Genomic DNA, 22956 nt, shown 5'->3' with positions numbered 1-22956 from the left:
ATGAGTTTACAAGCATTTTTAAATAAAGATAAAAGAGATAGAAAGAATCAAATAGTAGAGTTTGTAGTATCAGAGGACTTTAAAAATTCAGATGGGGACATAGAACCATTTAAAATTAAACCTATTGGCTTTGGACAATTTTCAGCTATAAGAGAACAAAACTCTATGACAGAAATAAAAAATAAGCAAATGATTAAAAAGACTAATGAAGGAGCAACTACTTTGGCATTATGTGCAAAATGTGTTGTATATCCAGATTTAAAAAATGCAGAGCTTCAAGATTTTTATGAGGTTATGTCAGAAACAGAATTATTAGATGCAATGCTTACAATTGAAGAAATCACAAATCTATCAAATAAAATTATGGAGATATCAGGATTAAATCAAGATATGAATGAGTTAAAAGAAGAAGCAAAAAACTAATAAAGGAGGGTGATGGTGAGGCTGTTTATGCTCACTATGCCCTCCACAAACTTAGAATAATGCCTAGTAGGTTTTCTAATTTACCGCCATATGAAAAAGCTTTTATTATGGCCAGTATAGATGTAAGGATAGAAGATGAGAAAAAGGCTATGGATAAGGCTAAAAGAAAGTAGGTGAGACAGTGAGTGCAGTAGGAACTACATTAAAACTATTCGATAACTTTTCTCAGCCTTTAAATGGTGTTTTTCAGAGCTTAGATAAAATGCTTAGGGTTATGGAAAACTTAGATACAACAGCCAGAAATATGGATTTAACTAGTTCTATTAGAGAAGCTAGAACAGATATAGGAGCCTTTACTACACAGGTTAATGAAATGGCCCAAGGTTTACAAGTAGCTGAACAAAGTAGTAACAGTTTATTTAACTCTTTCAAAAGATATCTGGGTATAGGTGCTGCTATAGAAGGTGGAAGAAGAGCTTTTAATGCATCAATGACCTATGATGATGCCACTAGACAGGTAATGGGTATAACAGGAGACAATTCTTCAGACATGATGCAGCAGTTAGACAGGTACACAACAGCTTTTGCTACGGGAGGATTAACTAAAAAGGATATTGCAGAAGGCTATCAGTATACTTCTTTGGCAGGATGGGATTTTGATGAGTCAACTTTTGCTATGCCGATTATGAGTGGCTTAAAAAGAGTTACAGGAGCAGAGTTTGGGAGAATATCAGATTTAATTACAGATTCCATGACGCCATTACAGTTAAGTATAGATAAATTGCCCGAATTTGCAGATCAAATGGCAGTAACTCAAAGGATTTCTAATACTAATATTGAACAGCTTTTAAATGCTTATCAAGGTGGAGGATTTAAAGGCGTTCAAACTGGTAAAATGTCTATGCCAGAGTTAAATGCCCTTATAGGGGTGTTTGGAAATGCTGGTATAAAAGGAACAGAAGCAGGAACACAGGTCAGAAATATTATGAATGGATTATATGGAACGGAGAAAAAGACACAAGAAATACTAGAAAAAATGGGCATAGAAGCTTATAAAAATGGTGAGTCAAGAAATGCTTTTGATTTATTACAGGAATTTGGAAATAAATTAAATCAATATGACGATCAAAGTAAAAAGCAAATTATGTCAGGAATGTTTAATGTTTACGACGAAGTAGGATTAAATGCATTAATGACACAACTTGATAAGCTCCCAGAGTATAAAGATCAGATAGAGCAATCTGATGGTGCTTTAAATGACATGATAGCCACAATAGATGGTGGAATAGGTGGAGAGTTCAGAGGTTTTTTATCACAATTTAATACATGGCTAGTTGGATTGGGTGCGGCATTAGAGCCTGTCGGCATGTTACTTCTTACAATAGCTCAATCTGATATAGGTAGTACTTTTTTTGTATTAATTCAAATGGTTGCTGGTGGAATAGGCCTTTTAGCTAGTATGCTTATGATATTCCTTGCTCAACTAGATCCTTTAGCGCCTGTTATATGGGGACTAATAGCAGCAATGGGAGTACTTTGGTTAGCACAAAGTGCGCAAGCCATACAAACTAAGATTCAAACACTCTTAGCTCAAGAAAGTGTACTTGCGACAATCGCTAAGACTATAGCAGAAAAAGGACTATTAAAAGCAATATTTATGTCTATTCCAGCATTAGTCGCAAAGGCTGTGGCGGAAATAGCGTTAATAAGTCCAGCTTTAGCTATTATAACTGTCATAGGTGCAGTAATAATTGTTTTAGTTGCATTAGCACAAAAATTTGATTGGGTGAGAGTTGCAATGGTAAAATTTATAAATGGCGTAATTGGCTTTGTTAATGATTTATTAGATCAAGTATCTCAAGTACCCGTTATTGGTAACTTAATTGGAAATTTTAGAATAAAGGAGCTAGATGAAAAAACTGGCCTTAAATTTAGAAATCCTTTGGAGGATATGTTTGATCCAGACAAACTTATGGGGGAATTGCCAGAAGAACCGGAAAAGCCAGAACTTCCAGAGTTTCCAACTAAAATGGATATAGGGAGTGTAGATAAAGTAAAAAGTGTAAAAGAAGTAGATATATCAGATGAAGACATTAAACTACTAAGAGATGTGGCGATGAAAGAAGCTGTTGTTCAATATAATTCATTTAAACTTGAGTCTAACGCGAATTTTGGAGACGTACACCAAACCGCAGATATGGATGGAATACCAAAAATAATTGAAGAAATGTTAGAAGAACAGATTGCTATTAGTACAGAATTGTCTTATGGGTAAAATATAAATGAAAATCTTTCCAACTAATGTTATAATATTATAAATGACATTGGTTGGGAGGAGATTAATGTGAAAGTACTTACAACTAAACCTAATTTGGTTTTTATACCGAAAGAAGAAAAAGATTTTAAAAGAGATTTAGAAAAAGAAATGGGCAAGGGAAAACAAGTACCGAATTTGGGATTAAGCTATATCCAAGGAATAAAAGCAATTGATGAAAATCGTAAAAATTCAAATCCTGCGTCTTTAGAGCCATTTATCTATGCTCATGATGGGGGTGTTAGTTTTAAATTAATGAGTGCAATTAGTAAGGAAGCTTGGTATATAGGAATATCCAAAGATTATGTACATAAAGTGTATTTTATTGATGGGGATGTAATTACAAAAAGTAAAAGTGTAATTAAACGTGGGATTGCAGGCACTCTTATAGCGGGTCCGGTAGGTACTATTATTGGTGGAATGAGTGGTATTGGAGAAATAGCTGAACAAGAGGCATATATGGTAATGGAAACTGATGAAAATAAAATATTTTTTAAATGCAGAGCTGGAACAAAAGATATTTTTGAAATGAAATTTAAAAACATATTTGGGGATAAAGCAATAACTTCAGAGGAAATAAAAAGACAACAGGAACAAGAGCTTTTAAATAATATATAGATAGGCACCTTAAAATTAGGGTGTCTTTTCTAATGCTTAAAATAGGAGGTGCAATATGGATAAGTACGGCATATTCTTTAACTTCCAAGGTGAAATAATAAGACTTCCAGTAAACCCAGAGACGATTAGAGTCAGAAAAGAAGGAGACAACAAAACGTATCAAGTCCTTAAACTCGGAGAAATCAATATATTAGGAGATATGAAGCTTAATGAAATCGATTTTGAGGTTTTATTACCTGGTAGGGCATACCCTTTTGTATTGACTAAAAATGATTTCAAGGGTCCTGATTTTTACTTAGATAAGTTTGATAAATACATGGAAAGTAAAGAACCTGTAAGACTTGTAATCACAGGAGATCCTATGGCAATCAATCAGTTAGTTAGCATAGAAAATGTAGAATATGAAAAAAGGGCAGGAGAAGAAGATGATATATATGTGAAATTAGAGCTTAAGGAGTATAGAGAATATGGTTTAAAGACGTTTACAGTAGCAGGAAGTGATAAAGGTAAGATTGATCAGGTCTATGTGCAAAACATTAACAGACCTAAAGTGTAGGTGATTAAAATGGAAGTATTAATAGAAAGTAGAGGAAAAACTTTTAATGTAACTCATTTATGTTCAAATATTGAATGGAAAACAGAATTAAATAAAGCTGCTACACTAAAAGTAAATGTTCAAAGAGTAGATGAGTTGGCTTTCTTTGAAGGGGATACTGTAAAACTTATAGATGGAGATAGGAAGTTATTTAAAGGTTATATCTTTAAGAAGGATAGAGATAAATCACAGATTATAGAAGTAACTGCATACGATCAAATGAGATATCTGAAAAATAAAGACACTTTTATATTTAAAAATAAAACTGCTTCAGAAATAGCAGTGCATATCTTTAAACAGTTTGAATTGCAATATGGCGATATACAAAATACGCCTTTTAAAATAGAAAAACTAATAGAAGATAATAAAACTTTATTAGATATTATACAAGGAGCACTAGATAAAACACTAATAAATACAGGTAAAATTTATGTGGTATATGATGACTTTGGATATCTGACTATTAAGGACATTGATAGCTTAAAAACTAACCTTATAATAGGTGATGAAAGTTTAGCTACTAATTTTAAATATACTACATCTATAGACAGTGATGTTTATAATCGGATTAAATTATTTAAAGATAATAAAGAAACTGGTAAGAGAGATGTCTATATAGTTTTTGATAGTGAGAATATAAGCAAATGGGGCATATTGCAGTATACAGAAAAGTTAAACGAAAACATTCCGGAAGGTAGAGCTAATCAACAAGCTAAGACCCTATTAAAAGTTAGAAATCGTTTAAAACGTACACTGTCTATAGACTGTATAGGATTTACTCAATTAAGGGCAGGTAATTCGGTAGGGGTATTTATTCAAGAGCTAGGGGATATAAGTGTAAATCAATTAATGATTATAGATAGTGTAACCCATAAAATTAAGGGAAGACATCATACTATGAGCTTAAATCTTATATATGAGTAGGTGATGGGATGGCAAAATTATTAGACCAAATTCAAAACATAATTGAGAGTTATTTAGAAGCTAAAAAGTTAACGGAATCTATAGTCGGAACCATAGAAAAAACAAACCCACTGATAGTAAAAATAGATAGCAAACTTCCTATTGATGAAGACTTTATACATGTTCCATCAAGTATAAAGATAGACAGTGATGATATAGGGGAAAAGCTTCTTCTTTTAAGAGTCCAAAATGGACAGCTCTTTGTAGTATTAGACAAGTATTAAGGAGGGATTAAATGATACCTCAGAGAGAATTAACATATTCAGATGAATTAGAAGTAGTAAATATGCCTTCTTTGACGTATACGATAGATTACAAAAACAATAGGATAGGAGGTACAATTGATTCAATTAAAGCAGTAGAACAAGCAGTGGACAAGATACTGAATACACCTAGATACTCGCATAAAATATATCCGGATTGGTACGGACATGAACTGTGTTCACTTATTGGGCAAGATAGATTTTATGTAGAGTCAGAGGTAGAAAGAATGATAAGAGATGCGCTTTTGACAGATGATAGAATAATTGAAATAAAAGATTTTACAATGTTGGATATAGATCAAAAAGATGCATTAACAGTCAAATTTACAGTGATAACCACATTGGGAGAAGTAGGAGTGCAAAAGGAGGTGACTATATGATTTTTGAAGAAATGGGCTTTGAGAACATATTAAAAAGAATGTTAGATAAGATACCAAATAGTATGGATAAAAGACCAGGTTCAGTTATATATGACGCAATGGCTCCTGCAGCTACTGAATTAGCACAAACGTATATTACATTAGATTATCTCTATGGTAAATTAAATGCTGAAAATCTTGAAGGCGAGGAGTTAGAAAGGTTTGTATATCAAAAAACAGGAATAATAAGAAAATATGCTACTAACGCTATCAGAAAAGGTGTATTTTCTAAAGAAGATGGTAGTTTTTTTAATGTAACGACAGGTAGCAGGTTCGCGGGTGAAGATTTGTATTATGTAGTTATAGAAAAAATAACCGATGGAGAATTTAAGCTTGAATGTGAGGAAGTTGGCGAACCTGGTAATATTTATGTTGGTTCATTAATACCAGTGGATTATATAAATGGATTAGGAAAGGCTCAGTTGACCGATGTATTGATTTATGGATACGAGGCTGAAAGTGATGAGAGTTTACTGGAAAGATACTATGAGAGAATTAGAACCCCTGCAACAAGCGGAAATAAATATCACTATCTTAATTGGGCAAAAGAAGTTGTCGGAGTAGGAGATGCGAAAGTAATACCTTTGTGGAACGGAAAAGGCACAGTAAAGATAGTAATAGTAGATTCTAATAAAAATCCAGCAGGGAAGGAACTTGTCACAAAGGTATTTGATCATATAGAAGAGGAAAGACCTATAGGTGCTAAAGTGACGGTTGTGTCAGCAGTTGCCAAGGACATAAGCATAAAAGCTAAAGTGAGTTTAGCAGAAGGATATAGAATACAGTTACTACAAGATGAATTTAAGAAGGCGTTAGAGCAGTACCGAAAAGATATAGCGTTTAAAGATAGCTATATTTCTTATGCGAAGATTGGGAGCATTCTATTAAATATAGATGGAGTACTGGATTATGCTGATTTAAAGTTAAATGAAGAAATGAAAAATATATCGCTAAATGAAGAAGAAATACCTATGTTCAACTTAGTAGAATTAGAGGTGATATAGATTGTTTGTAGAGAAATTAAATAAGAAACCAAGCGGAGTATATATAATAGAAGAAGAAAAAGATATAGTTAATGGCATTTGGGAAGGATTTTTAGACCATGATAATGTAAATCACCAATCTATATCAATCTATACAGAACCTAAATTTACAGGGGAAAAGGTAGATAATTATTTTATTTCCACCCCTTCTGAAACACCATGGAAAACTCATTTGAAGGTGTTTTCTAAATCAGAAAAAATCTATATCGTCTATGAAACTACAGGTGACCAAGTTGAAGCGGAGGATATAAACTCAATCAATCAAAGATTTGATGATTACAGAGAAAATGGGGTTATAGATGGTGGCTATTTTATAAGGGATGGTGATATGTAATGGCACAGCAAACAATAAAAATTCGTAGAGGTACTAAAGCACAGTTAAATACTTTAGGCACATTATCACAAGGAGAAATGGGATTTTGTACTGACACTAAAGAGGTGTATATAGGGGATGGTTCTAAAAATATATTTGTAGGTAAAGTTTTATCAGGACCATATGCAAGTCGACCGAATGCAGGAGTAGAAGGTCGGTTTTTTTATGTAACAGAAGGGGCTAACTTAGGGTACATCTATATAGATAATGGTTCAACATGGAACAGAATCAATTCTTTAGCTCTTACAGATTTAACAGGTAATATTGATAATATAAAAGATGGAGCTACTTATGCAAAGGTAAAGAAAGCAGATATTACTAATGGACAGGTAAACAAAGTTTCTGATGGATCCAAAAGTGCTACTGCTGCTGAAATTAGAGATCATATAGACGATATAACACGACATAGGAAAATAAACGACACTTCCATAGGAGCTACTGATTTATGGTCAGCACAGAAAATTAATACAGAAATATCTAATGCTGTAAGAGGATTAGATTGGCAAGATAGTGTAGGATCTAAAGCATTGACAACTCCTCCAGTAACTCCACAGAAAAACTTTAGATGGATAATACCTACAGGAGCAACAGGAGCATGGGCAGGAAAAACAAATCAAATAGCACATTGGGATGGAGCGAAATGGATGTATTATACACCTTCTATTGGTTGGAGCGTATATGTTCATGATGAAAATAAAAACTATGTGTTTAACAGTACTACTTGGGTTAGAAGTGGTGAAGCTAACCAGAACATAAAGGCCGGAAATGGACTTCAAGGCGGAGGTCAAGCAGATGAAGTTACATTAAGCATAGGACAAGGTAATGGAATAACAGTTGGAACTACATCTATAAGTGTGAAAGCTGGTAAAGGAATCACAGTAGATAGTACTGGAGTAAATGCTAGTATTGATGGCTCGAGTATTGTATATGATGGGAATAAGCTTACAGTTGCATTAATAGATGGAGGAACCTTTTAGGTGGTGATAATGTGGCAAGAAAAGTATTGATTCAAATAAGGCGAGGATTAGAAAAAGATATTGGTACTCTTGCAGTTGGAGAGTTAGGGTATTGTGAGGATACAGAAAAGCTATATATAGGTACTGCAAAAGGAAATGTATTGTTAGTAGCAGCTCAAACTGTTGGTGATATGCTTAAATCCATCTATGATACTAACAATGATGGAAAGGTAGATATGGCAGAGGTGGCTGATAAGGTACCATGGGGTGGGATAACAGGGAAACCAAGTACATTTACACCTAGTACCCATTCTCATAATTATATTGATATACTAGATACTAGAAACACTATAGATACTCCTAAGAACTTAATGGCGGGTGGGAGATGCATTAAGGCAGATTTTAAATATAGGACTTCAGCTGGAAATCCTCCAGTCAACGCATGTGCCAATAGTACATATGCTCACATATTAACAATAGTAGGATGGGGTAATTCTTCAGGAGGATATCCAGTACAAGTAACTTTCGGGAAGTCATCTATAGCAATTAGATTAGGAATGAGTGATACTGATTGGGGACCTTGGACAGAGTATAGAACTTTCACTGGTGGTCTAACCTGCAATGATCTCAAGGGGGTGTAGGTTATGTATGGACAGTATAAATACGGTGAGCACAGGTATGGAGAAGAAGGTACTTCAATAGACGAGATAGACTTACTAACCCCTAATTTAATGAAATATTTGCCTTGGTACTATCACGAATCTAAGACAATGAAAGAAATTCAAGAAAGCATATCTAAAGAATTTGGATTAATTGCTTATTATACAGAAGATGTATATAGGCAATTTTTTATTGATACAGCTACTTGGGGATTAAGCATTTATGAAAGTGAACTAGACTTAAAAACTAACATGAGTTTATCCTATGAAGAAAGAAGAGAAATTATAAAGGCTAAGTGGAGAGGTAGAGGGACAACTACCAAACAAATGATTAAGAATACTGCTGAGGCTTTCAGTGGTGGAGAAGTTGATGTAATAGAATATTTAGAAGAAGATTACTTTATTGTAAAATTTATAGGTGTTAAAGGGATACCAAAGAATATGCAAGGTTTCATAGATATGTTAGAAACTATCAAGCCAGCTCATTTAGCTTATGAATTTAAATACAGCTACACTACTTGTGAAATGTTAATAGCCTGGAATGTAACCTGTAGTGATTTAAAAAGTATAACTTGTACGGAACTAAAGACATATGAGAAATTTTAGAGAGGAGAGATATTATGAGGAAAACTGCTCTTGGTTGCACAATATTAGAAGGCAATGATATAGCTGATTTACCCCTAGTATCCGAAAATAGTGAGATATTAGAAGCTGAACTAGCTAAGAAAGTTGATAAAGTGGCAGGGAAAGGATTAAGCACAAATGATTATACAACAGCAGAGAAAACAAAATTAACAGGAATAGCTACTGGAGCTAATAACTATACTCATCCATCAAGCCATCCTATTAGTTTTATTACAGGATTACAATCTGCTTTGGATGCTAAAGAAACTCCATCGGGTGCACAGTCTAAAGTAGATGCACACGCAAACCTCACAAATCCACACAATCAATATGTATTAGACACAGAGTTTGCGACGCATTTGGCAGAAATGGCTACAGAAGATACAGCAGGACATATTAAGTTGTCCGATATACCAACACCACCTAAAGGAACTAGGATAGCACGAGGAACATACACAGGGAATGACGTTGACAGAAGGGCAATTAATGTAGGATTTATGCCTATGGTGTTTTATGTTGTGAAAAAAGAACCAAACCACACATTATTCACTACTTTTTATTCTGATTACACTTTCTCTTTAGGTGTAAATAGTACATCAAACTCAAGTTCAATAATAACTATATCATCAACGGGTGTAATCCTAAGAACCAATAGTATTTATATGAGACCAAATGAATCTGGAGCTTCTTATGAATGGTTTGCTATTGGTTAATAAAATATACAAGGAGGAATAGCTGTGATTGTATTACGAGATAAAACAATAGAAACAAATTCTTTGTTCCCTAGTACAGACTGGTACAACGAAGGTAATTATATAATAGATGAAACAAAAGAAGAAAATAAAGAATTAATAGAAAAAATAAAACTTAATGCTCCTTATATGGAACTAGTAATAGAAGATGGTCAAATAGTTGATGTAATTCCAACTGAAAGACCTGAGCCTATACCCGAGATAGTGAACGAACAAGTAGACGAAGAAAAAGCATTTTTGTCTGAAGCAGTAATACAGTTATCAAATGAATTAGAAAGCCTTAAACAAGAAATCAAAACATTAAAAGGAGGAAATTAATATGTTATATGCTTGGAAAATTAAATCTTATGCTTATTTAGTGAAAATCGAAAGATACGAATTAGAGCCAGTTGAGGGTAGTGAAAAAGTTATTGTAGAAGAAAGTTATAGAACAGCAGTAGCAATCTACTTAACAACAGGAGAAGTTGCAGCATAGGAAATTTATGCGACACAATTAACACCTAGAAGGGTGTATTTTTTATGCCCTTCTTTAATTTCAGAAGGTAGGTGAAGTTATGAAGAAATATATAGTAGTTCTAGATCCGGGCCATGGCGGAAGTGATCCAGGAGCAGTAGGTCCTACAGGACTAAAAGAAAGCCACGTAGCTTTTAAAATTGCATGTATGGTATCAGATATTCTCGTGCGGTATGGTATAGAGATTATATTTACAAGGGCAGGGGATACAAGAGTAAGCTTAGATGAACGTGTTAGAATAGCAAACAACTCTAATGTGGATTACTTCGTATCTATTCATATTAATAGTGCTACCAATCCTAAAGCCACGGGGACAGAAACATTTGCATACAAGGTAGGAGTTGAAGGGGATAGACTAGCTTATTCTATTCAAAGTAATCTAGTACAAGCAATAGGATTAGCAGATCGGGGAGTTAAATATAATAGTCTACAAGTTGTTAGAGAGACTCCAATGCCAGCTTGCCTAGTAGAAGTAGCCTTTATTAATAATCCTAATGAGGAACAGTTATTAAAGAGTGCCGAGTTTTTAGAGAAGGCAGCTATAGGAATTGCAAAAGGAATATTAGAACACATAGGTATTGATTATATGCCGAAGGAGGAAGAAGCCATGGGTTGGGAAGAAAAACAAGGATTAGAGCATCTTGAGAACTTGGTAAAAAAGAAAATAATTGATAGTCCCGAGTTCTGGAAGGATAAATTAACAGAACCAATGCCAACATGGGCCATATTAAGCCTTATAGACAGAATTACAGACAAATAGAAAGCAGGTGCATACATGGAACAACAACTTTTAAATTTAGCAGCAGGAAATGGACTTTGGGCTTCTCTTTACGTTTTTCTTTTTATATACGTATTGTACGATAGTAGACATAGAGAAAAGAAATATCAGGAAACTATAAGTGAAAATCAATCAGTAATTAAAAATCTTACAGAGAAGTTTGGAATAGTGGAAATAATTGAAAAAGACGTATCTTACATAAAAGCAGAATTGAGAAGATAAATAGGAGGATGATAGTATGAACGAATTAAATAGTGTTATAGAAGTATTGAAGGTATTTTTAATCAATCCTTGGTTATTGTCATTCGGTGGATTATGGGTAATCGGGTACATGTTAAAAGAACATACATCATTTAACAACAAATTAATCCCTTGGGTGATTTTAGTATTAGGGTTAGGTTTAGGTCAAGCCTTGATAGAAAAGAGTCTAGCAGGGGCAATTATAGGATTATTAATGGGATATATAGTTATAGGATTCTATGAACATATTAAAAATAGTATAGAGTTTTTTAAAGGGTAGGGCTTAGGCTCTACCCTGTTTTTTATGTCTAAAATTATTTTTTTAGCACATATATATTTATCACTGATAACATGATGGTACAGAAGAATTAGCTCACGTAGAAATGATATGCACAATGATTTATCAATTAACAAAGGATGCTACAGTAGAAGAGTTAGAAGCAGCAGGACTTGGTTCTAATTATGCAATTAGAAATGGGGCATTATTCCCATCAGATGCCAATGGTGTGCCTTGGACGGCAGCATATATTCAGGCCCATGCAGATCCTATTACAGATTTACATGAAGATATGGCAGCTGAACAAAAAGCCCGATCTACTTATCAGCATTTAATAAAGTTAACTGATGACCCAGGAATAACAGATGCTTTGAGGTTTTTACGGGAGCGAGAAGTTGTACATTTTCAAAGATTTGGAGAAGCATTAAGGATTGTACAAGAGTATATGCAGTGTAAAAAGATTTTTTAATTTAAAACAGTTTTAACTAAGGAATATCTCGATTGAGATATTCCTTAGTTATTTTTTTGTAAAAAAAGAAAAATATTTTAGGAATAATTAGCATCCCTATATTCATACTAATTAGATATACAACTGACCTATTTAATTGGCAGTATATCATACTCAACTTTATATTCATTAAAATCATAGAGTTCAATTTCTACCCTAGGATTTTCTTTATCAATAAAATCAAATAATAGGACAGGTCTAAGTTGTTTATCATTTTTAATTATTCCACTTTTTTCGATTCCATCGCAAATACTTTTAGGGTAATTATGTAAGTCTCCCATCCTTTTATCAGGGAAATATAGCTTAAGAACGGTAATCAACTGGTTTTCAAGTTTAGGCCCTAAATATTGTTGGTTTATATAACCAGCTATCATGTTTTCATAAGCAATATATTTACTATGTTTACCGGCTCTAGGCATCCAAGCCTGGCCATTAACATTAGTTAGCTTAAAGTTAGATTTACTAAGGGGACGTCCTGGTATAGTGAATTTTAACATAGTACACCTCCAACAATATTGTAACACAAAGAAGGGTGACGCTTACAGGATAGTTTTTGAATAAAGTGACAATAATTTAAGATGACTTTACTACATTATATTTAGGATGTGTTATAATGAAAAAAAAAATTGAAACAACTTTAGATTGGCTACAGGCTATTTTTATAGCTGTAATAATTGCGGTTATAATAGAGAATCTAGTATTTAGTTTCGCAGTAGTAAGTGGGCAGTCTATGTTTCCTACATTAGAAACTGAAGACAGGCTATTGGTAGTTCGCATGCCTTATATATATAAGGAGCTTAATAAGGGAGACCTTGTTATTTTCAATCCTCCCAATGGCTTAGACAAAAGGGAAATGTTTATTAAAAGAGTTATAGCTAAAGAAGATGATCATTTTTTTATTGAAGATGGTGTTTTATATATAAATGGTGAAAAACAGATAGAAAACTATACTTGTGAAGAGGAATATTTACCACGTAATTATAATTATATAGAAGGTATAGTGCCACCTAATATGGTTTTTGTAATGGGAGATAATCGAAATGATAGTAATGATAGTCGAACTTTTGGATTTGTTCCTAAGGATAGAGTGAAGGGTAGGGTGCTTTTAAAGATTTGGCCATTAGACGAAATGAGAGCCTTTATAAGCCCTAACTAAGGGGGAAAATTAATGGACCTAAAGGAAAAAATTATATCTTATTCGAAAGATATAGGGATAGATTTAATTGGATTTACAGATGCTAAGCCCTTTGAGGATTTGAAAAAAATATTAGTAGAACGTAAAGAAAAAGGCAATTTATCTGGTTTTGAAGAAGAGGATATTGAGCTAAGGATTGACCCTAAAAGAACTTTAGATAGTGCTAAATCTATTATAGTTATTGCCATGTCCTATTATATAAAAGATGAGAAGGTAGGTCGCGATGAAAACCCACAGTTTTACGGTGAACTAGCTAGAACAGCTTGGGGGCAAGACTACCATATAGTACTAAAGAGCAAGCTAGAAAAGTTAGCACACTTTATTTCTGATAAATATGATAGATTTGAGTATAAGACCTTTGTAGATACAGGGCCTTTAGTAGATAGATATTTAGCAAACCGGGCTGGTATAGGATTTTATGGCTATAATTCGGCAATTATAAATGATAACTTTGGATCTTGGATATTTTTAGGATATATGATAACAAATCTTCCAATTAAAGAGGACAAGCCTTTAAATCATGTAAGCTGTTTAGGGTGTAATTTATGTATTAAAAACTGTCCTACGTCAGCTATAGAAGGTCCTTATGAATTTAATGCTAATAAATGCTTATCTAATGTACTACAACAAAAAAGAGAAATTCCAGAGGTAACATTATCAATAATTAACAATAAAATATATGGATGTGACATATGTCAAAATGTTTGCCCTCATAACATAGACATTAAGGAAATGACGACTAAGGCATTTATACCTGATGATCTTCCTTATAAAGTTGATTTAATACCATTACTTAAATTATCTAATAAAGAGTACAATTCGCTTTTCAAGGAAAATGCATCAGGATGGAGAGGGAAAAAAATATTACAGAGAAATGCAATAATTGCTCTAGGAAATTACAAAGATAAAGAAGCTATACCTTATTTAATACCTATGCTGAAGGATGTAAGACCAGATATTAGAAAAATAACAATATGGGCTTTATATAATATTAATCCTAAAGTGGCTGTAGAGCTAATGGATAGCATTAAGGATAGTGAAAAGGAACAAGATGTACTAGAAACCATAAATATGTATTTGAATAAATATTATAATAAATAGTGTAGCAAAGTGTCCCTCCTGAATAGGATAATAATGAAGCTATCTAATAAGGGAGGGAGATTGATGCAGAATTACTGTAAATTATCATATAGACAATTAAAAAAGTATTGTGATCTAACTAATTTTAAATTTGATACTACAGATGAGATACCTTGCTTGGTAGGTATAATGGGGCAAGAAAGAGCTGAAGAAGCAATGGAATTTGGCCTTGGGATAGATCATCCAAGTTATAATATTTATATTAGTGGAGCAAAGGGTACAGGTAGAACTAGCTATGCTAAAAAGGTCGTAGAAAAGAAGTCACAAAGTCAGAAAGTTCCAGTTGACTGGTGCTATGTATATAATTTTGATTCTAAAGGTAAAATAGAGGCTTTAAGTTTACCAGCCGGTATGGGAAGAATATTTAAAAAGGATATGGATGAGCTCATCGAAGAATTGTTAATACAAGTTCCAAGGGCTTTTAATAGTGTAGATTATGAAAAACAAAGAAATGAAATTATTAAAGAGTATCAGGAACAAAAAAACAAGCTTATTCAATATCTATCTAGTTATTCGAAGGAAAAACATTTTATACTTAAGAGTACAACTACGGGTTTTGTTTTTACTCCAATATATGAAGAAAATGAAATATCAGAGGATAAATTAGATGAATTAGATGAAGAAGTTAAAGAGCAACTAGAAAAACAATTAGAAGAAATACATGAGGCTGCCCTTGATATTCTGAGTCAGGTTAAAAAGCTAGAGCGAGTAGCAAAAAAGAAACTACTTCAATTAGAAATGAAGGTAGGTATATATGTTATAAAGCCCTTAATAAATGAACTATTTAAGAAGTATAATCAATGCGAAAATGTACACAATTATTTAAAAAAAGTAGAAAGTGATATTATTGAAAATATATTTTACTTTTATTCAGAGGAAGTCGATGAGGATGACGAAATTATAACTATTAAGACTGCAGAAAATGAAGATGTTATTAAAAAGTACAAAGTTAACTTATTTGTAGACAATAGTAATACAGAAGGCGCTCCTGTAATTATGGAATTTAATCCTACTTTGAATAATTTAGTAGGAAAAATTGAATATGAAAATGTTAATGGGAGCTTAAGAACAGATTTTCTTTTAGTTAAGCCTGGTGCTATTCAAATAGCTAATGGTGGATACTTGATAATACAAGCAAGTCAGCTATTAAGTAATCCATACGCTTGGGAAACTTTAAAGAGAATATTACAAACTAAAGAAGTTACTGTAGAAAGCATGGGTAGTCAGCTGGGAATAGGAGAAGTATCTTCTATGAAGTTAGAGCCTATACCTATAAACTTAAAAGTTATTTTAATCGGAAGTAGCTACCTATATCATTTGCTTTATCGGTATGATGAGGATTTTGAAAAGTACTTTAAAATATTAGTGGATTTTAATGATGATATGAAAAGAAATGATGAAAATGAGCAGAAGATGATAAGTTTTATTAGCTGCTATACACAAAATGAAGGTTTGCTCTCATTTGATAAAAAAGCTGTAGCTGAACTTATGGAATATAGCTCAAGACTAATAGGTAGTCAAACAAAGTTTTCCACAAGATTTAATAAAATTATTGAAATTATTATAGAAGCAAATCAATGGGCACAATTAGAAAAATCTGCTGTGGTTTCTGGTACACATGTTAAGCATGCTGTAGATAAGAAATGGGAGAGATTAAATCAATATGAAGAAAATGTTTTAGAAATGTTTGAACAAGGAAAAATATTAATAGATGCTAAAGGAAGTAAAATAGGGGTTGTTAATGGACTATCGGTAATTAGCATAGGAGAGTATATGTTTGGAAAGCCTAGTGTAATTACAGTTACAACCAGTAAAGGTAAAGGAAATATTATTAATATTGAGCGTGAGGCAAATTTAAGTGGAGATATTTATGATAAAGGTATAATGATTCTAACAGGTTTTTTACTAGAAAAATTTGCACAAGATGATGTATTTAATCTATCAGCTAGGATTTGCTTCGAGCAGTCTTATGGTGGAGTAGATGGGGATAGTGCTTCGAGTGCAGAACTGTACGGATTATTGTCAAGTATTGCAAAACTTCCGCTTAAACAAAATATAGCAGTAACAGGATCCGTAAACCAAAAAGGTTTTATACAGCCAGTAGGTGGAGTTACTGAAAAGATAGAGGGGTTTTTCAAACTTTGTTATAGAAAGGGTTTAACTGGAGATCAAGGAGTAATAATACCTCACCAAAATATTGGAGACTTAATGCTAAGAGACGAGGTTGTAGAAGCTGTTAAGGCAGGTAAATTCCATATTTATGCTGTTAAGCATGTAGATGAAGGAATAGAAATATTAACAGATAGACCAGCAGAAGAGGTTTATAAAATAGTAGAGGAAAGACTAAAAACTGTGGTAGATAATAAAAACAATAAATAATAGTAGCTTGTGTTATGAGGGAGGGATAAAACCTTCCTTTTTTATAGTCTAGAAAAGCATACTTTCCAAATACTGTTTATTAAAATCTGAAAATTACAACTTTGAAATTTTTCCAATATAAAGCAGGAGTTTATATTAATATGTTGTATAATATATTGTGATTACATAATTTATTTTTGGCAAATAAGTTTAATTTATTTATTTTAGTAGATACTTTATAACGCATAGGAGAGTACAATATTTCTTAATATACACTTTTCATAAAATGCGTTAGGACAAAGACTTCTTTGGTTTAAAAAGCTTTGTTAGAAGCCTTTGTTATATTGGGTATATATTTACAAAAGGAGGTATAATTTATGTCGAATGTTCATGAATTAAGCTTTTTAAAGGAAAAAATCCAAGAATTAAAAGATCAAGGAGTTTATCGTAAACTACCTATACTAGGTGGAGCCAATGAAGCGGAATGTATTTTAAATGGAAAAAAGGTAATCAACCTATCTTCCAACAACTACTTAGGTTTTGCGAATCATCCTAGACTTAAAAAAGCTACTATTGAAGCGGTAGAAAAGTATGGTGTAGGTTCAGGAGCTGTAAGAACTATCGTTGGAAATATGGATATTCACGAAGAATTAGACAGGAAACTTGCAGAATTTAAAAGAGAAGAAGCAGTTATGACCTACCAATCTGGTTTTAACTGCAATGCAGGGACTATTCAGGCTATAACTGAAAAGGGCGATTTAATCATATCTGATGAGCTAAACCATGCTAGTATTATTGATGGTGCTAGATTAAGTAGAGCTGATAAAACTGTATTTAAACATGCCGATATGAACCATTTAGAAACAGTTTTAAAAGAAAATAAAGATAAATACAGAAATATGTTAATTATTACAGATGGTGTATTTAGTATGGACGGAGACATTGCTCCATTGCCTGAAATAGTAGAGCTAGCTGAAAAGTATAGTGCTATGACATATGTAGATGACGCTCATGGTTCTGGTGTACTTGGAGAAAGTGGAAGGGGTACAGTAGACCACTTTGGACTTCATGGAAGAATAGACTTTACAATAGGAACACTTTCAAAGGCAATAGGTGTAGTTGGAGGATATGTTGCAGGTAGTGAAACAATGAGAGATTGGTTAAGCCATAGAGGTAGACCTTTGCTATTTAGTACATCCTTACCTCCAGCTGCAGTTGGTGCAATTACAGAAGCTATTAACATGTTAATGACTACAACAGAATATACAGATAAACTTTGGGACAATGCAAAATACTTTAAACAAAAAATTAGCCAGTTAGGATTTAATATTGGAAATAGCCAGACACCAATTACTCCAGTAATTATTGGTGATGAAGCTAAAACAATGGAGTTTAGTAGAAAATTATTAGAAAACGGTGTATTTGTTTCTGCTATTGTATTCCCAACAGTACCGAAGGGAACAGGCAGATTAAGATGTATGGTAACTGCAGGTCATACAAAAGATCAATTGGATAGAGCTGTAGAAGTCTTCAAAAAAGTTGGAGAAGAAATGAATTTATTATAAGATTAAAAAATGGGCAGAGAGTTAGCTAAACTCTCTGCTCATTTTTTGTCCAACAACCAAACAGTTTAAATTTTTCCTAACTTGGACATATTTAAAATATAAAAATGTTGTTGGAAGGGGTATGGCATGGAGAAAAAGGTGGATGCTTTATTTAAATATACTATTATGCTAATTATGATTAATATTATACTATCTGGATGTCAAATGAAGGTATCAGACAATGGAGAGAAAGAAGTAGCTGTAGAAGTAATAGAAGTTAAAAAGAAAAGCATTTCAAAGAATGTGGCATTAAACACATATCTACAGCCTAAGGAAAATGCAATTATACTTGCTAAAACTCCAGGGCTTAATGTTACAAATATAAGGGTTAACATAGGAGATGCTGTAACAAAAGGAGATTTTTTGTTTGAGCTAGATAAATCTATGATTAGAACACAGATAGAACAATCTAAGCAGGCTTACGATTTAGCTAGAAAAAACTATGAGGAACAAAAAAGTCGATACGAAGAAGCGAATGAGACAAATTCTTTACAAGCTGTAGAAGCAATGTACAGAAACAAGGCTATTGGAGGACTACAAATACCATTTATACCTCAGCAAGATAAAGAAAGTATTTTAGCAGTAGCAATAAATCAGGTTGAACAAGCTAGGATGGCGTATTCAGCTGCACTGAGTCAGTTAAAAGAAATGGAATATTATTCACCAATCAGTGGATATGTTTCTCAAATAAATATAAATGAAAATCAACCAGTATTAGGTACACAAGCAGCAATGGTTATAACTAATATAGAAAATTTAAAGGCATCGGTTAATATTCCAAAATCTTTATTTGAGTCTTTAAAAGAAGGGCAGATGGTAATGGTTGATGTGGATGATACTAAATTTAATGGAAGGATTAGTAATTTAAGTCCAATTCCAGATTTATCAAGTAACTTATATCTATTGGAAATAGAAATTCCTAACAAAGATAAGAAATCTTGGGTAGGCGCATTTAGTAATATTTTAATAGAGCTTGATAAAAAAGATTCAGTTACAGTTATTCCTAAATCGGCTGTATTGGAGGATAGTAAAGGGAAATATGTTTTTGTAGAACAGAATAACAGAGTATATCGTAGAAAAGTAGATATTGGAATAGATGATGGGGGAGATGTGGAAGTCGTAAATGGACTAAACGAAGGAGAAAAAATAGTTACAAAAGGTCAGCAATTTGTTAAAGATAGAGGAGCAGTCATCATAGTAAGAGGTGAGGAAAATGAAAATCTCTAGTTTGGCAGTTAAGAGACCTATATCTGTATTTATGGTTATGGCGGTTATTATACTTTTGGGTGGAGTTTCCTTATTTAAATTATCGATGGACCTGCTGCCTAAAATGAATGTACCTATTGCTGTTGTTAGTACACAATATTTGGGATCAGGACCCTTTGAAATCGAAAATATGGTTACAAAGCCTATTGAAGAAGCTGTGAGTACTGTACATAATGTAAAACGTATTTCATCCTCATCCAGTGAAGGTATATCGATTGTTACTGTAGAATTTAATCGAGGTACTGATATGGATTTTGCTACTTTGCAAATGAGAGAAAAAATAGATTTAATTACGGGATTTTTACCAGAAGACATTTCAGACCCTATGGTACTTAAGATAGATCCTAATGCAATGCCTATTATGGTATTAGCAATTAGTGGATACGATGATTTAAGCAAGATGCAAGAAATAACAGAATATCAAATAAGACCCAGATTAGAGAGATTACAAGGGGTAGCTTCAATAACAATTAGTGGAGGTTACGAGAAGGTCGTACAAATTAAGCTAGATATAGATCGTTTAAGTGCAAACAAAATAACTATAGAGCAATTAACTGCACTATTAAGGTCAGAAAACATTAATCTGCCAGGTGGAGAGATAAAAGAAGATGATGAGAAAATATTAATCCGTACTACAGGAGAATTTGAAAGCTTAGATGAAATAAAAAGCCTTCCTATAATGTTACCTACTGGAAAAAAAGTTACTTTAAGCGATTTAGCAACTGTTGAATTAAATAATAAAGAGATTGAAGAAATAGCTAAGGTTGATGGAAAGAGTAGTGTAAGAATTACTATTCAGAAGCAATCTATTTCTAATACAGTTCAAGTATCCAACCTAATTAATAAAGAGATACAGTTAATACAAGATGAGCTACCAGATATAGATATAGAATCAGCTATTGACCAATCTAAATTTATTAAGAGTGCTATTATGAATGTGGGCACAACCGCTTTATACGGCGGTATACTGGCGAGTATTATTTTATACTTATTTATGGGAAATATAAAAACTACATTAGTTATTGCCATAGCCATACCAATTTCAATTATTGCAACATTTATACTAATGTACTTTTCTGGAATTACATTAAATTTATTATCCTTAGGTGGTTTTGCCCTAGGTGTAGGAATGCTTGTAGATAATGGAATAGTTGTGTTGGAAAATATATATCGGTATAAAGAGGATGGATATACTGCGTTTGATGCTGCAATAAGAGGGGCTGAAGAAGTAGCTATGTCAGTTTCTGCATCTACATTTACAACGGTAGCGGTATTTCTTCCAATTGCTTTCGTGGAAGGTGTTACAGCGGAAATATTTAAGGAACTAGCCTTAACGGTTTCATTTTCCTTGTTAGCTTCTTTGATAGTTTCATTAACATTAGTCCCTATGTTGTGCTCTAAATTGTTTAAAAATCAAGCAGAAAAGCCATTAGGTAAAAATAGATGGTTAATATCATTTAATAAATTTTTTAATATATGTAGTGAAAAATATAGTGAATTACTTCAATGGTCACTTTCTCATGTAAGATTGATAGTATTCACTACTCTAATTATATTTGTTACTTCCCTAAGCCTAGCTTTTTTTATAGGAGTTGAATTTTTTCCAAGCTTTGATGATGGCAGCTTCACAGTAGATATAAGATTACCTTATGGAGCAACATTAGAGCAAACCGAAAAAATAGTTGATAATGTAGAAAGTGTATTAAGAGAAAATAAAGATATCGAAAGGGTATTTACTAATATAGGTGGAGGAGATGGGAACTTAAATTTATATGGCACTAAATCTAACACTGCCACAGTGAATGCTAGACTAATGTCATATAGAAAAAGGAGTACCAGTACCGAGGAAATAATTGATAGCATACGAAACAGGCTATCTAAGATTCCGGGAGCGACCATGTCTATCTCAACAATTTCATCGACTATGGGTTTTGGGACAGGCGGTTCCGATGTGGAATTAGAAATTAGAGGGCAAGACTTAGAAATATTAAAGATTATTTCCCAAGATGCTATTAATATTGTAGAATCTGTTAAAGGTACTAGGGAAGTAAAATCTAATTTTATAGATGGAAGACCTCAAATGGAGGTAAAATTAAAACGAGATATAGCATCGACCTATGGACTTACAACTGCTCATGTCGCATCTACCATTAGAAATATTTTAACAGGAATAACGGCTACAAGGTTGAGGATAGAAGGTAGGGATATTAATGTTGTTTTGACTGGAGAAGATTACTTGAAGAATAGTTTATCTAGCTTTAAGCTCATTAGTATTCCAACACCTGTAGGCATAAATATGCCACTGGAGCAAATTGCAGAAATTCAATATTCTCAGGGACCGAGTACTATTAGAAGAACTGATCAGGTAAGGGGAATTACAGTAAGTGCTAGTACATTTAATAGGGATTTAAATGGTGTAATAGTTGATATTAAAGAGAAGCTAGAAGAATATAGATTTCCGAATGGATATACATATGAATTTAGAGGTCAAAAAGAACAATTAGACGAAGCTTATAAAAGCTTAACTTTAGCTGTTATTCTAGCCATATTTTTGGTATATATGATATTAGCATCTCAATTTCAATCCTTTCTATATCCATTTATAATTATGCTTTCTGTGCCCTTAGCCTTTACTGGAGGTATTATTGGTCTATTTTTCGCAAGACTCCCAATTAGTGTACCTGCAGTAATTGGAGCTATTGTACTTGCTGGTATTGTTGTTAATAATGGCATAGTTCTAATAGATTATATAAATATATTAAGATCAAAAGGAATGGAAAAGATAGATGCGATAATATTATCCGGTACAACTAGGCTAAGACCAATTATGATGACAACATTAACTACTGTTTTAGGATTAATTCCGCTAGCGTTAGCTGCTGGAGATGGTGCAGAAGTACAAGCTCCCTTGGCAGTAGTAGTAATCGGGGGACTTACTTTGTCTACGCTGCTAACTTTAATTGTAATTCCTATTATATACTCTGTATTAGATGATACTAAAATTTAAACATATCTATTTGATAAAGAAGACTTGATTCATATGGAGTTTTAACTCTATCTGAACCATATTTTCA

General features: G+C 32.9%; 26 protein-coding genes. 25 read left to right on the top strand and 1 reads right to left on the bottom strand.

Features of this window, described 5'->3' with window-relative positions; translation table 11 throughout:
* The 19 genes from HYG84_RS17065 to HYG84_RS16975 all read left to right on the top strand — a co-directional run bounded on the left by HYG84_RS17065 (nucleotide 1) and on the right by HYG84_RS16975 (nucleotide 12280).
* Complete coding sequence (locus HYG84_RS17065; protein WP_212379352.1) at nucleotides 1-423, top strand: phage tail assembly chaperone; 423 nt, start codon at nucleotides 1-3, stop codon at nucleotides 421-423.
* 181 nt (nucleotides 424-604) lie between these two features.
* Entirely contained in the window at nucleotides 605-2698 is a 2094-nt protein-coding gene (locus HYG84_RS17060) for a phage tail tape measure protein (protein ID WP_212379350.1), read from the top strand.
* 69 nt (nucleotides 2699-2767) lie between these two features.
* Nucleotides 2768-3355 carry a hypothetical protein gene (locus HYG84_RS17055; RefSeq protein ID WP_212379348.1) on the top strand — a complete coding sequence of 196 codons (588 nt, stop codon included), beginning with the start codon at nucleotides 2768-2770 and terminating at the stop codon, nucleotides 3353-3355.
* A 55-nt stretch (nucleotides 3356-3410) separates the two neighbouring features.
* Nucleotides 3411-3911 carry a hypothetical protein gene (locus tag HYG84_RS17050; protein ID WP_212379346.1) on the top strand — a complete coding sequence of 167 codons (501 nt, stop codon included), beginning with the start codon at nucleotides 3411-3413 and terminating at the stop codon, nucleotides 3909-3911.
* A 9-nt stretch (nucleotides 3912-3920) separates the two neighbouring features.
* Entirely contained in the window at nucleotides 3921-4874 is a 954-nt protein-coding gene (locus tag HYG84_RS17045; protein ID WP_212379344.1) for an XkdQ/YqbQ family protein, read from the top strand.
* 8 nt (nucleotides 4875-4882) lie between these two features.
* On the top strand, nucleotides 4883-5137 hold the full coding sequence (locus HYG84_RS17040; RefSeq protein WP_212379342.1) for a DUF2577 family protein: 255 nt from the start codon (nucleotides 4883-4885) through the stop codon (nucleotides 5135-5137).
* 11 nt (nucleotides 5138-5148) lie between these two features.
* A complete protein-coding gene (locus HYG84_RS17035) occupies nucleotides 5149-5556 on the top strand; it encodes a DUF2634 domain-containing protein (protein ID WP_212379340.1) in 408 nt (135 codons plus the stop codon).
* Nucleotides 5553-6599, top strand: a complete 1047-nt coding sequence (locus tag HYG84_RS17030) for a baseplate J/gp47 family protein (protein ID WP_249168670.1) — start codon at nucleotides 5553-5555, stop codon at nucleotides 6597-6599. The genes HYG84_RS17035 and HYG84_RS17030 overlap by 4 nt, the downstream gene beginning before the upstream one ends.
* A gap of 1 nt (nucleotide 6600) precedes the next feature.
* Nucleotides 6601-6972, top strand: coding sequence for a phosphoglucomutase (locus HYG84_RS17025; RefSeq protein ID WP_212379338.1), 372 nt, complete (start codon nucleotides 6601-6603; stop codon nucleotides 6970-6972).
* On the top strand, nucleotides 6972-7988 hold the full coding sequence (locus tag HYG84_RS17020; protein ID WP_212379336.1) for a DUF2793 domain-containing protein: 1017 nt from the start codon (nucleotides 6972-6974) through the stop codon (nucleotides 7986-7988). The genes HYG84_RS17025 and HYG84_RS17020 overlap by 1 nt, the downstream gene beginning before the upstream one ends.
* Nucleotides 7989-7999: 11 nt before the next feature.
* Complete coding sequence (locus tag HYG84_RS20475; RefSeq protein ID WP_249168669.1) at nucleotides 8000-8608, top strand: hypothetical protein; 609 nt, start codon at nucleotides 8000-8002, stop codon at nucleotides 8606-8608.
* A 3-nt stretch (nucleotides 8609-8611) separates the two neighbouring features.
* A complete protein-coding gene (locus HYG84_RS17010) occupies nucleotides 8612-9232 on the top strand; it encodes a YmfQ family protein (RefSeq protein ID WP_212379334.1) in 621 nt (206 codons plus the stop codon).
* Between the two features lie 14 nt (nucleotides 9233-9246).
* On the top strand, nucleotides 9247-9963 hold the full coding sequence (locus tag HYG84_RS17005; RefSeq protein WP_212382391.1) for a hypothetical protein: 717 nt from the start codon (nucleotides 9247-9249) through the stop codon (nucleotides 9961-9963).
* Nucleotides 9964-9987: 24 nt separating this feature from the next.
* Nucleotides 9988-10320: a hypothetical protein gene (locus tag HYG84_RS17000; RefSeq protein WP_212379332.1), complete on the top strand. Its 333-nt coding sequence runs from the start codon at nucleotides 9988-9990 to the stop codon at nucleotides 10318-10320.
* 1 nt (nucleotide 10321) lies between these two features.
* Nucleotides 10322-10477, top strand: a complete 156-nt coding sequence (locus tag HYG84_RS16995) for a CD1375 family protein (RefSeq protein WP_212379330.1) — start codon at nucleotides 10322-10324, stop codon at nucleotides 10475-10477.
* Nucleotides 10478-10556: 79 nt separating this feature from the next.
* Nucleotides 10557-11276, top strand: coding sequence for an N-acetylmuramoyl-L-alanine amidase family protein (locus tag HYG84_RS16990; RefSeq protein WP_212379328.1), 720 nt, complete (start codon nucleotides 10557-10559; stop codon nucleotides 11274-11276).
* Between the two features lie 15 nt (nucleotides 11277-11291).
* The gene (locus HYG84_RS16985) at nucleotides 11292-11516 is read left to right on the top strand and encodes a BhlA/UviB family holin-like peptide (RefSeq protein WP_212379326.1); all 225 of its coding nucleotides are present in this window, start codon (nucleotides 11292-11294) and stop codon (nucleotides 11514-11516) included.
* 16 nt (nucleotides 11517-11532) lie between these two features.
* Nucleotides 11533-11814, top strand: a complete 282-nt coding sequence (locus tag HYG84_RS16980) for a phage holin family protein (RefSeq protein WP_212379324.1) — start codon at nucleotides 11533-11535, stop codon at nucleotides 11812-11814.
* Between the two features lie 115 nt (nucleotides 11815-11929).
* On the top strand, nucleotides 11930-12280 hold the full coding sequence (locus HYG84_RS16975; RefSeq protein WP_334301082.1) for a manganese catalase family protein: 351 nt from the start codon (nucleotides 11930-11932) through the stop codon (nucleotides 12278-12280).
* Between the two features lie 128 nt (nucleotides 12281-12408).
* On the opposite strand, the gene HYG84_RS16970 is transcribed toward HYG84_RS16975, so the two are convergent.
* Nucleotides 12409-12816, bottom strand: coding sequence for a RusA family crossover junction endodeoxyribonuclease (locus HYG84_RS16970; RefSeq protein ID WP_212379322.1), 408 nt, complete (start codon nucleotides 12814-12816; stop codon nucleotides 12409-12411).
* A gap of 116 nt (nucleotides 12817-12932) precedes the next feature.
* Here HYG84_RS16970 and lepB point away from each other — a divergent pair, with 116 nt between their 5' ends.
* The 6 genes from lepB (at nucleotide 12933) to HYG84_RS16940 (ending at nucleotide 22889) form a co-directional block, all read left to right on the top strand.
* The gene (gene lepB, locus HYG84_RS16965; RefSeq protein WP_212379320.1) at nucleotides 12933-13475 is read left to right on the top strand and encodes a signal peptidase I; all 543 of its coding nucleotides are present in this window, start codon (nucleotides 12933-12935) and stop codon (nucleotides 13473-13475) included.
* Between the two features lie 12 nt (nucleotides 13476-13487).
* Nucleotides 13488-14615, top strand: coding sequence for a tRNA epoxyqueuosine(34) reductase QueG (queG, locus tag HYG84_RS16960; protein ID WP_212379318.1), 1128 nt, complete (start codon nucleotides 13488-13490; stop codon nucleotides 14613-14615).
* A gap of 63 nt (nucleotides 14616-14678) precedes the next feature.
* Nucleotides 14679-17033, top strand: a complete 2355-nt coding sequence (locus HYG84_RS16955; RefSeq protein ID WP_212379316.1) for a Lon protease family protein — start codon at nucleotides 14679-14681, stop codon at nucleotides 17031-17033.
* 356 nt (nucleotides 17034-17389) lie between these two features.
* Nucleotides 17390-18577 carry a glycine C-acetyltransferase gene (locus HYG84_RS16950; protein WP_212379314.1) on the top strand — a complete coding sequence of 396 codons (1188 nt, stop codon included), beginning with the start codon at nucleotides 17390-17392 and terminating at the stop codon, nucleotides 18575-18577.
* A gap of 126 nt (nucleotides 18578-18703) precedes the next feature.
* A complete protein-coding gene (locus HYG84_RS16945) occupies nucleotides 18704-19843 on the top strand; it encodes an efflux RND transporter periplasmic adaptor subunit (RefSeq protein WP_212379312.1) in 1140 nt (379 codons plus the stop codon).
* On the top strand, nucleotides 19830-22889 hold the full coding sequence (locus HYG84_RS16940; protein WP_212379310.1) for an efflux RND transporter permease subunit: 3060 nt from the start codon (nucleotides 19830-19832) through the stop codon (nucleotides 22887-22889). The genes HYG84_RS16945 and HYG84_RS16940 overlap by 14 nt, the downstream gene beginning before the upstream one ends.
* The last annotated feature ends 67 nt before the right edge of the window (nucleotides 22890-22956 follow it).

The sequence above is a fragment of the Alkaliphilus sp. B6464 genome, assembly GCF_018141165.1.
In the GTDB taxonomy this organism is placed as follows: Bacteria; Bacillota; Clostridia; order Peptostreptococcales; family Natronincolaceae; genus Alkaliphilus_B.
Note: the sequence above shows the minus strand (reverse complement) of the source record. Positions and strands in the feature narration are given on the sequence as shown.

What these genes read in the sequence shown, in the direction of transcription:
- HYG84_RS17005 (WP_212382391.1), top strand. Translation starts at nt 9,247, where the DNA reads ATGAGGAAAACTGCTCTTGGTTGCACAATATTAGAAGGCAATGATATA.
- HYG84_RS17040 (WP_212379342.1), top strand. Translation starts at nt 4,883, where the DNA reads ATGGCAAAATTATTAGACCAAATTCAAAACATAATTGAGAGTTATTTA.
- HYG84_RS17010 (WP_212379334.1), top strand. Translation starts at nt 8,612, where the DNA reads ATGTATGGACAGTATAAATACGGTGAGCACAGGTATGGAGAAGAAGGT.
- HYG84_RS16990 (WP_212379328.1), top strand. Translation starts at nt 10,557, where the DNA reads ATGAAGAAATATATAGTAGTTCTAGATCCGGGCCATGGCGGAAGTGAT.
- HYG84_RS17065 (WP_212379352.1), top strand. Translation starts at nt 1, where the DNA reads ATGAGTTTACAAGCATTTTTAAATAAAGATAAAAGAGATAGAAAGAAT.
- HYG84_RS16980 (WP_212379324.1), top strand. Translation starts at nt 11,533, where the DNA reads ATGAACGAATTAAATAGTGTTATAGAAGTATTGAAGGTATTTTTAATC.
- HYG84_RS16945 (WP_212379312.1), top strand. Translation starts at nt 18,704, where the DNA reads ATGGAGAAAAAGGTGGATGCTTTATTTAAATATACTATTATGCTAATT.
- HYG84_RS16985 (WP_212379326.1), top strand. Translation starts at nt 11,292, where the DNA reads ATGGAACAACAACTTTTAAATTTAGCAGCAGGAAATGGACTTTGGGCT.
- HYG84_RS17020 (WP_212379336.1), top strand. Translation starts at nt 6,972, where the DNA reads ATGGCACAGCAAACAATAAAAATTCGTAGAGGTACTAAAGCACAGTTA.
- lepB (WP_212379320.1), top strand. Translation starts at nt 12,933, where the DNA reads ATGAAAAAAAAAATTGAAACAACTTTAGATTGGCTACAGGCTATTTTT.
- HYG84_RS16995 (WP_212379330.1), top strand. Translation starts at nt 10,322, where the DNA reads ATGTTATATGCTTGGAAAATTAAATCTTATGCTTATTTAGTGAAAATC.
- HYG84_RS17030 (WP_249168670.1), top strand. Translation starts at nt 5,553, where the DNA reads ATGATTTTTGAAGAAATGGGCTTTGAGAACATATTAAAAAGAATGTTA.
- HYG84_RS17050 (WP_212379346.1), top strand. Translation starts at nt 3,411, where the DNA reads ATGGATAAGTACGGCATATTCTTTAACTTCCAAGGTGAAATAATAAGA.
- HYG84_RS16975 (WP_334301082.1), top strand. Translation starts at nt 11,930, where the DNA reads ATGATTTATCAATTAACAAAGGATGCTACAGTAGAAGAGTTAGAAGCA.
- HYG84_RS17035 (WP_212379340.1), top strand. Translation starts at nt 5,149, where the DNA reads ATGATACCTCAGAGAGAATTAACATATTCAGATGAATTAGAAGTAGTA.
- HYG84_RS16970 (WP_212379322.1), bottom strand. Translation starts at nt 12,816, where the DNA reads ATGTTAAAATTCACTATACCAGGACGTCCCCTTAGTAAATCTAACTTT.
- queG (WP_212379318.1), top strand. Translation starts at nt 13,488, where the DNA reads ATGGACCTAAAGGAAAAAATTATATCTTATTCGAAAGATATAGGGATA.
- HYG84_RS17045 (WP_212379344.1), top strand. Translation starts at nt 3,921, where the DNA reads ATGGAAGTATTAATAGAAAGTAGAGGAAAAACTTTTAATGTAACTCAT.
- HYG84_RS16955 (WP_212379316.1), top strand. Translation starts at nt 14,679, where the DNA reads ATGCAGAATTACTGTAAATTATCATATAGACAATTAAAAAAGTATTGT.
- HYG84_RS16940 (WP_212379310.1), top strand. Translation starts at nt 19,830, where the DNA reads ATGAAAATCTCTAGTTTGGCAGTTAAGAGACCTATATCTGTATTTATG.
- HYG84_RS16950 (WP_212379314.1), top strand. Translation starts at nt 17,390, where the DNA reads ATGTCGAATGTTCATGAATTAAGCTTTTTAAAGGAAAAAATCCAAGAA.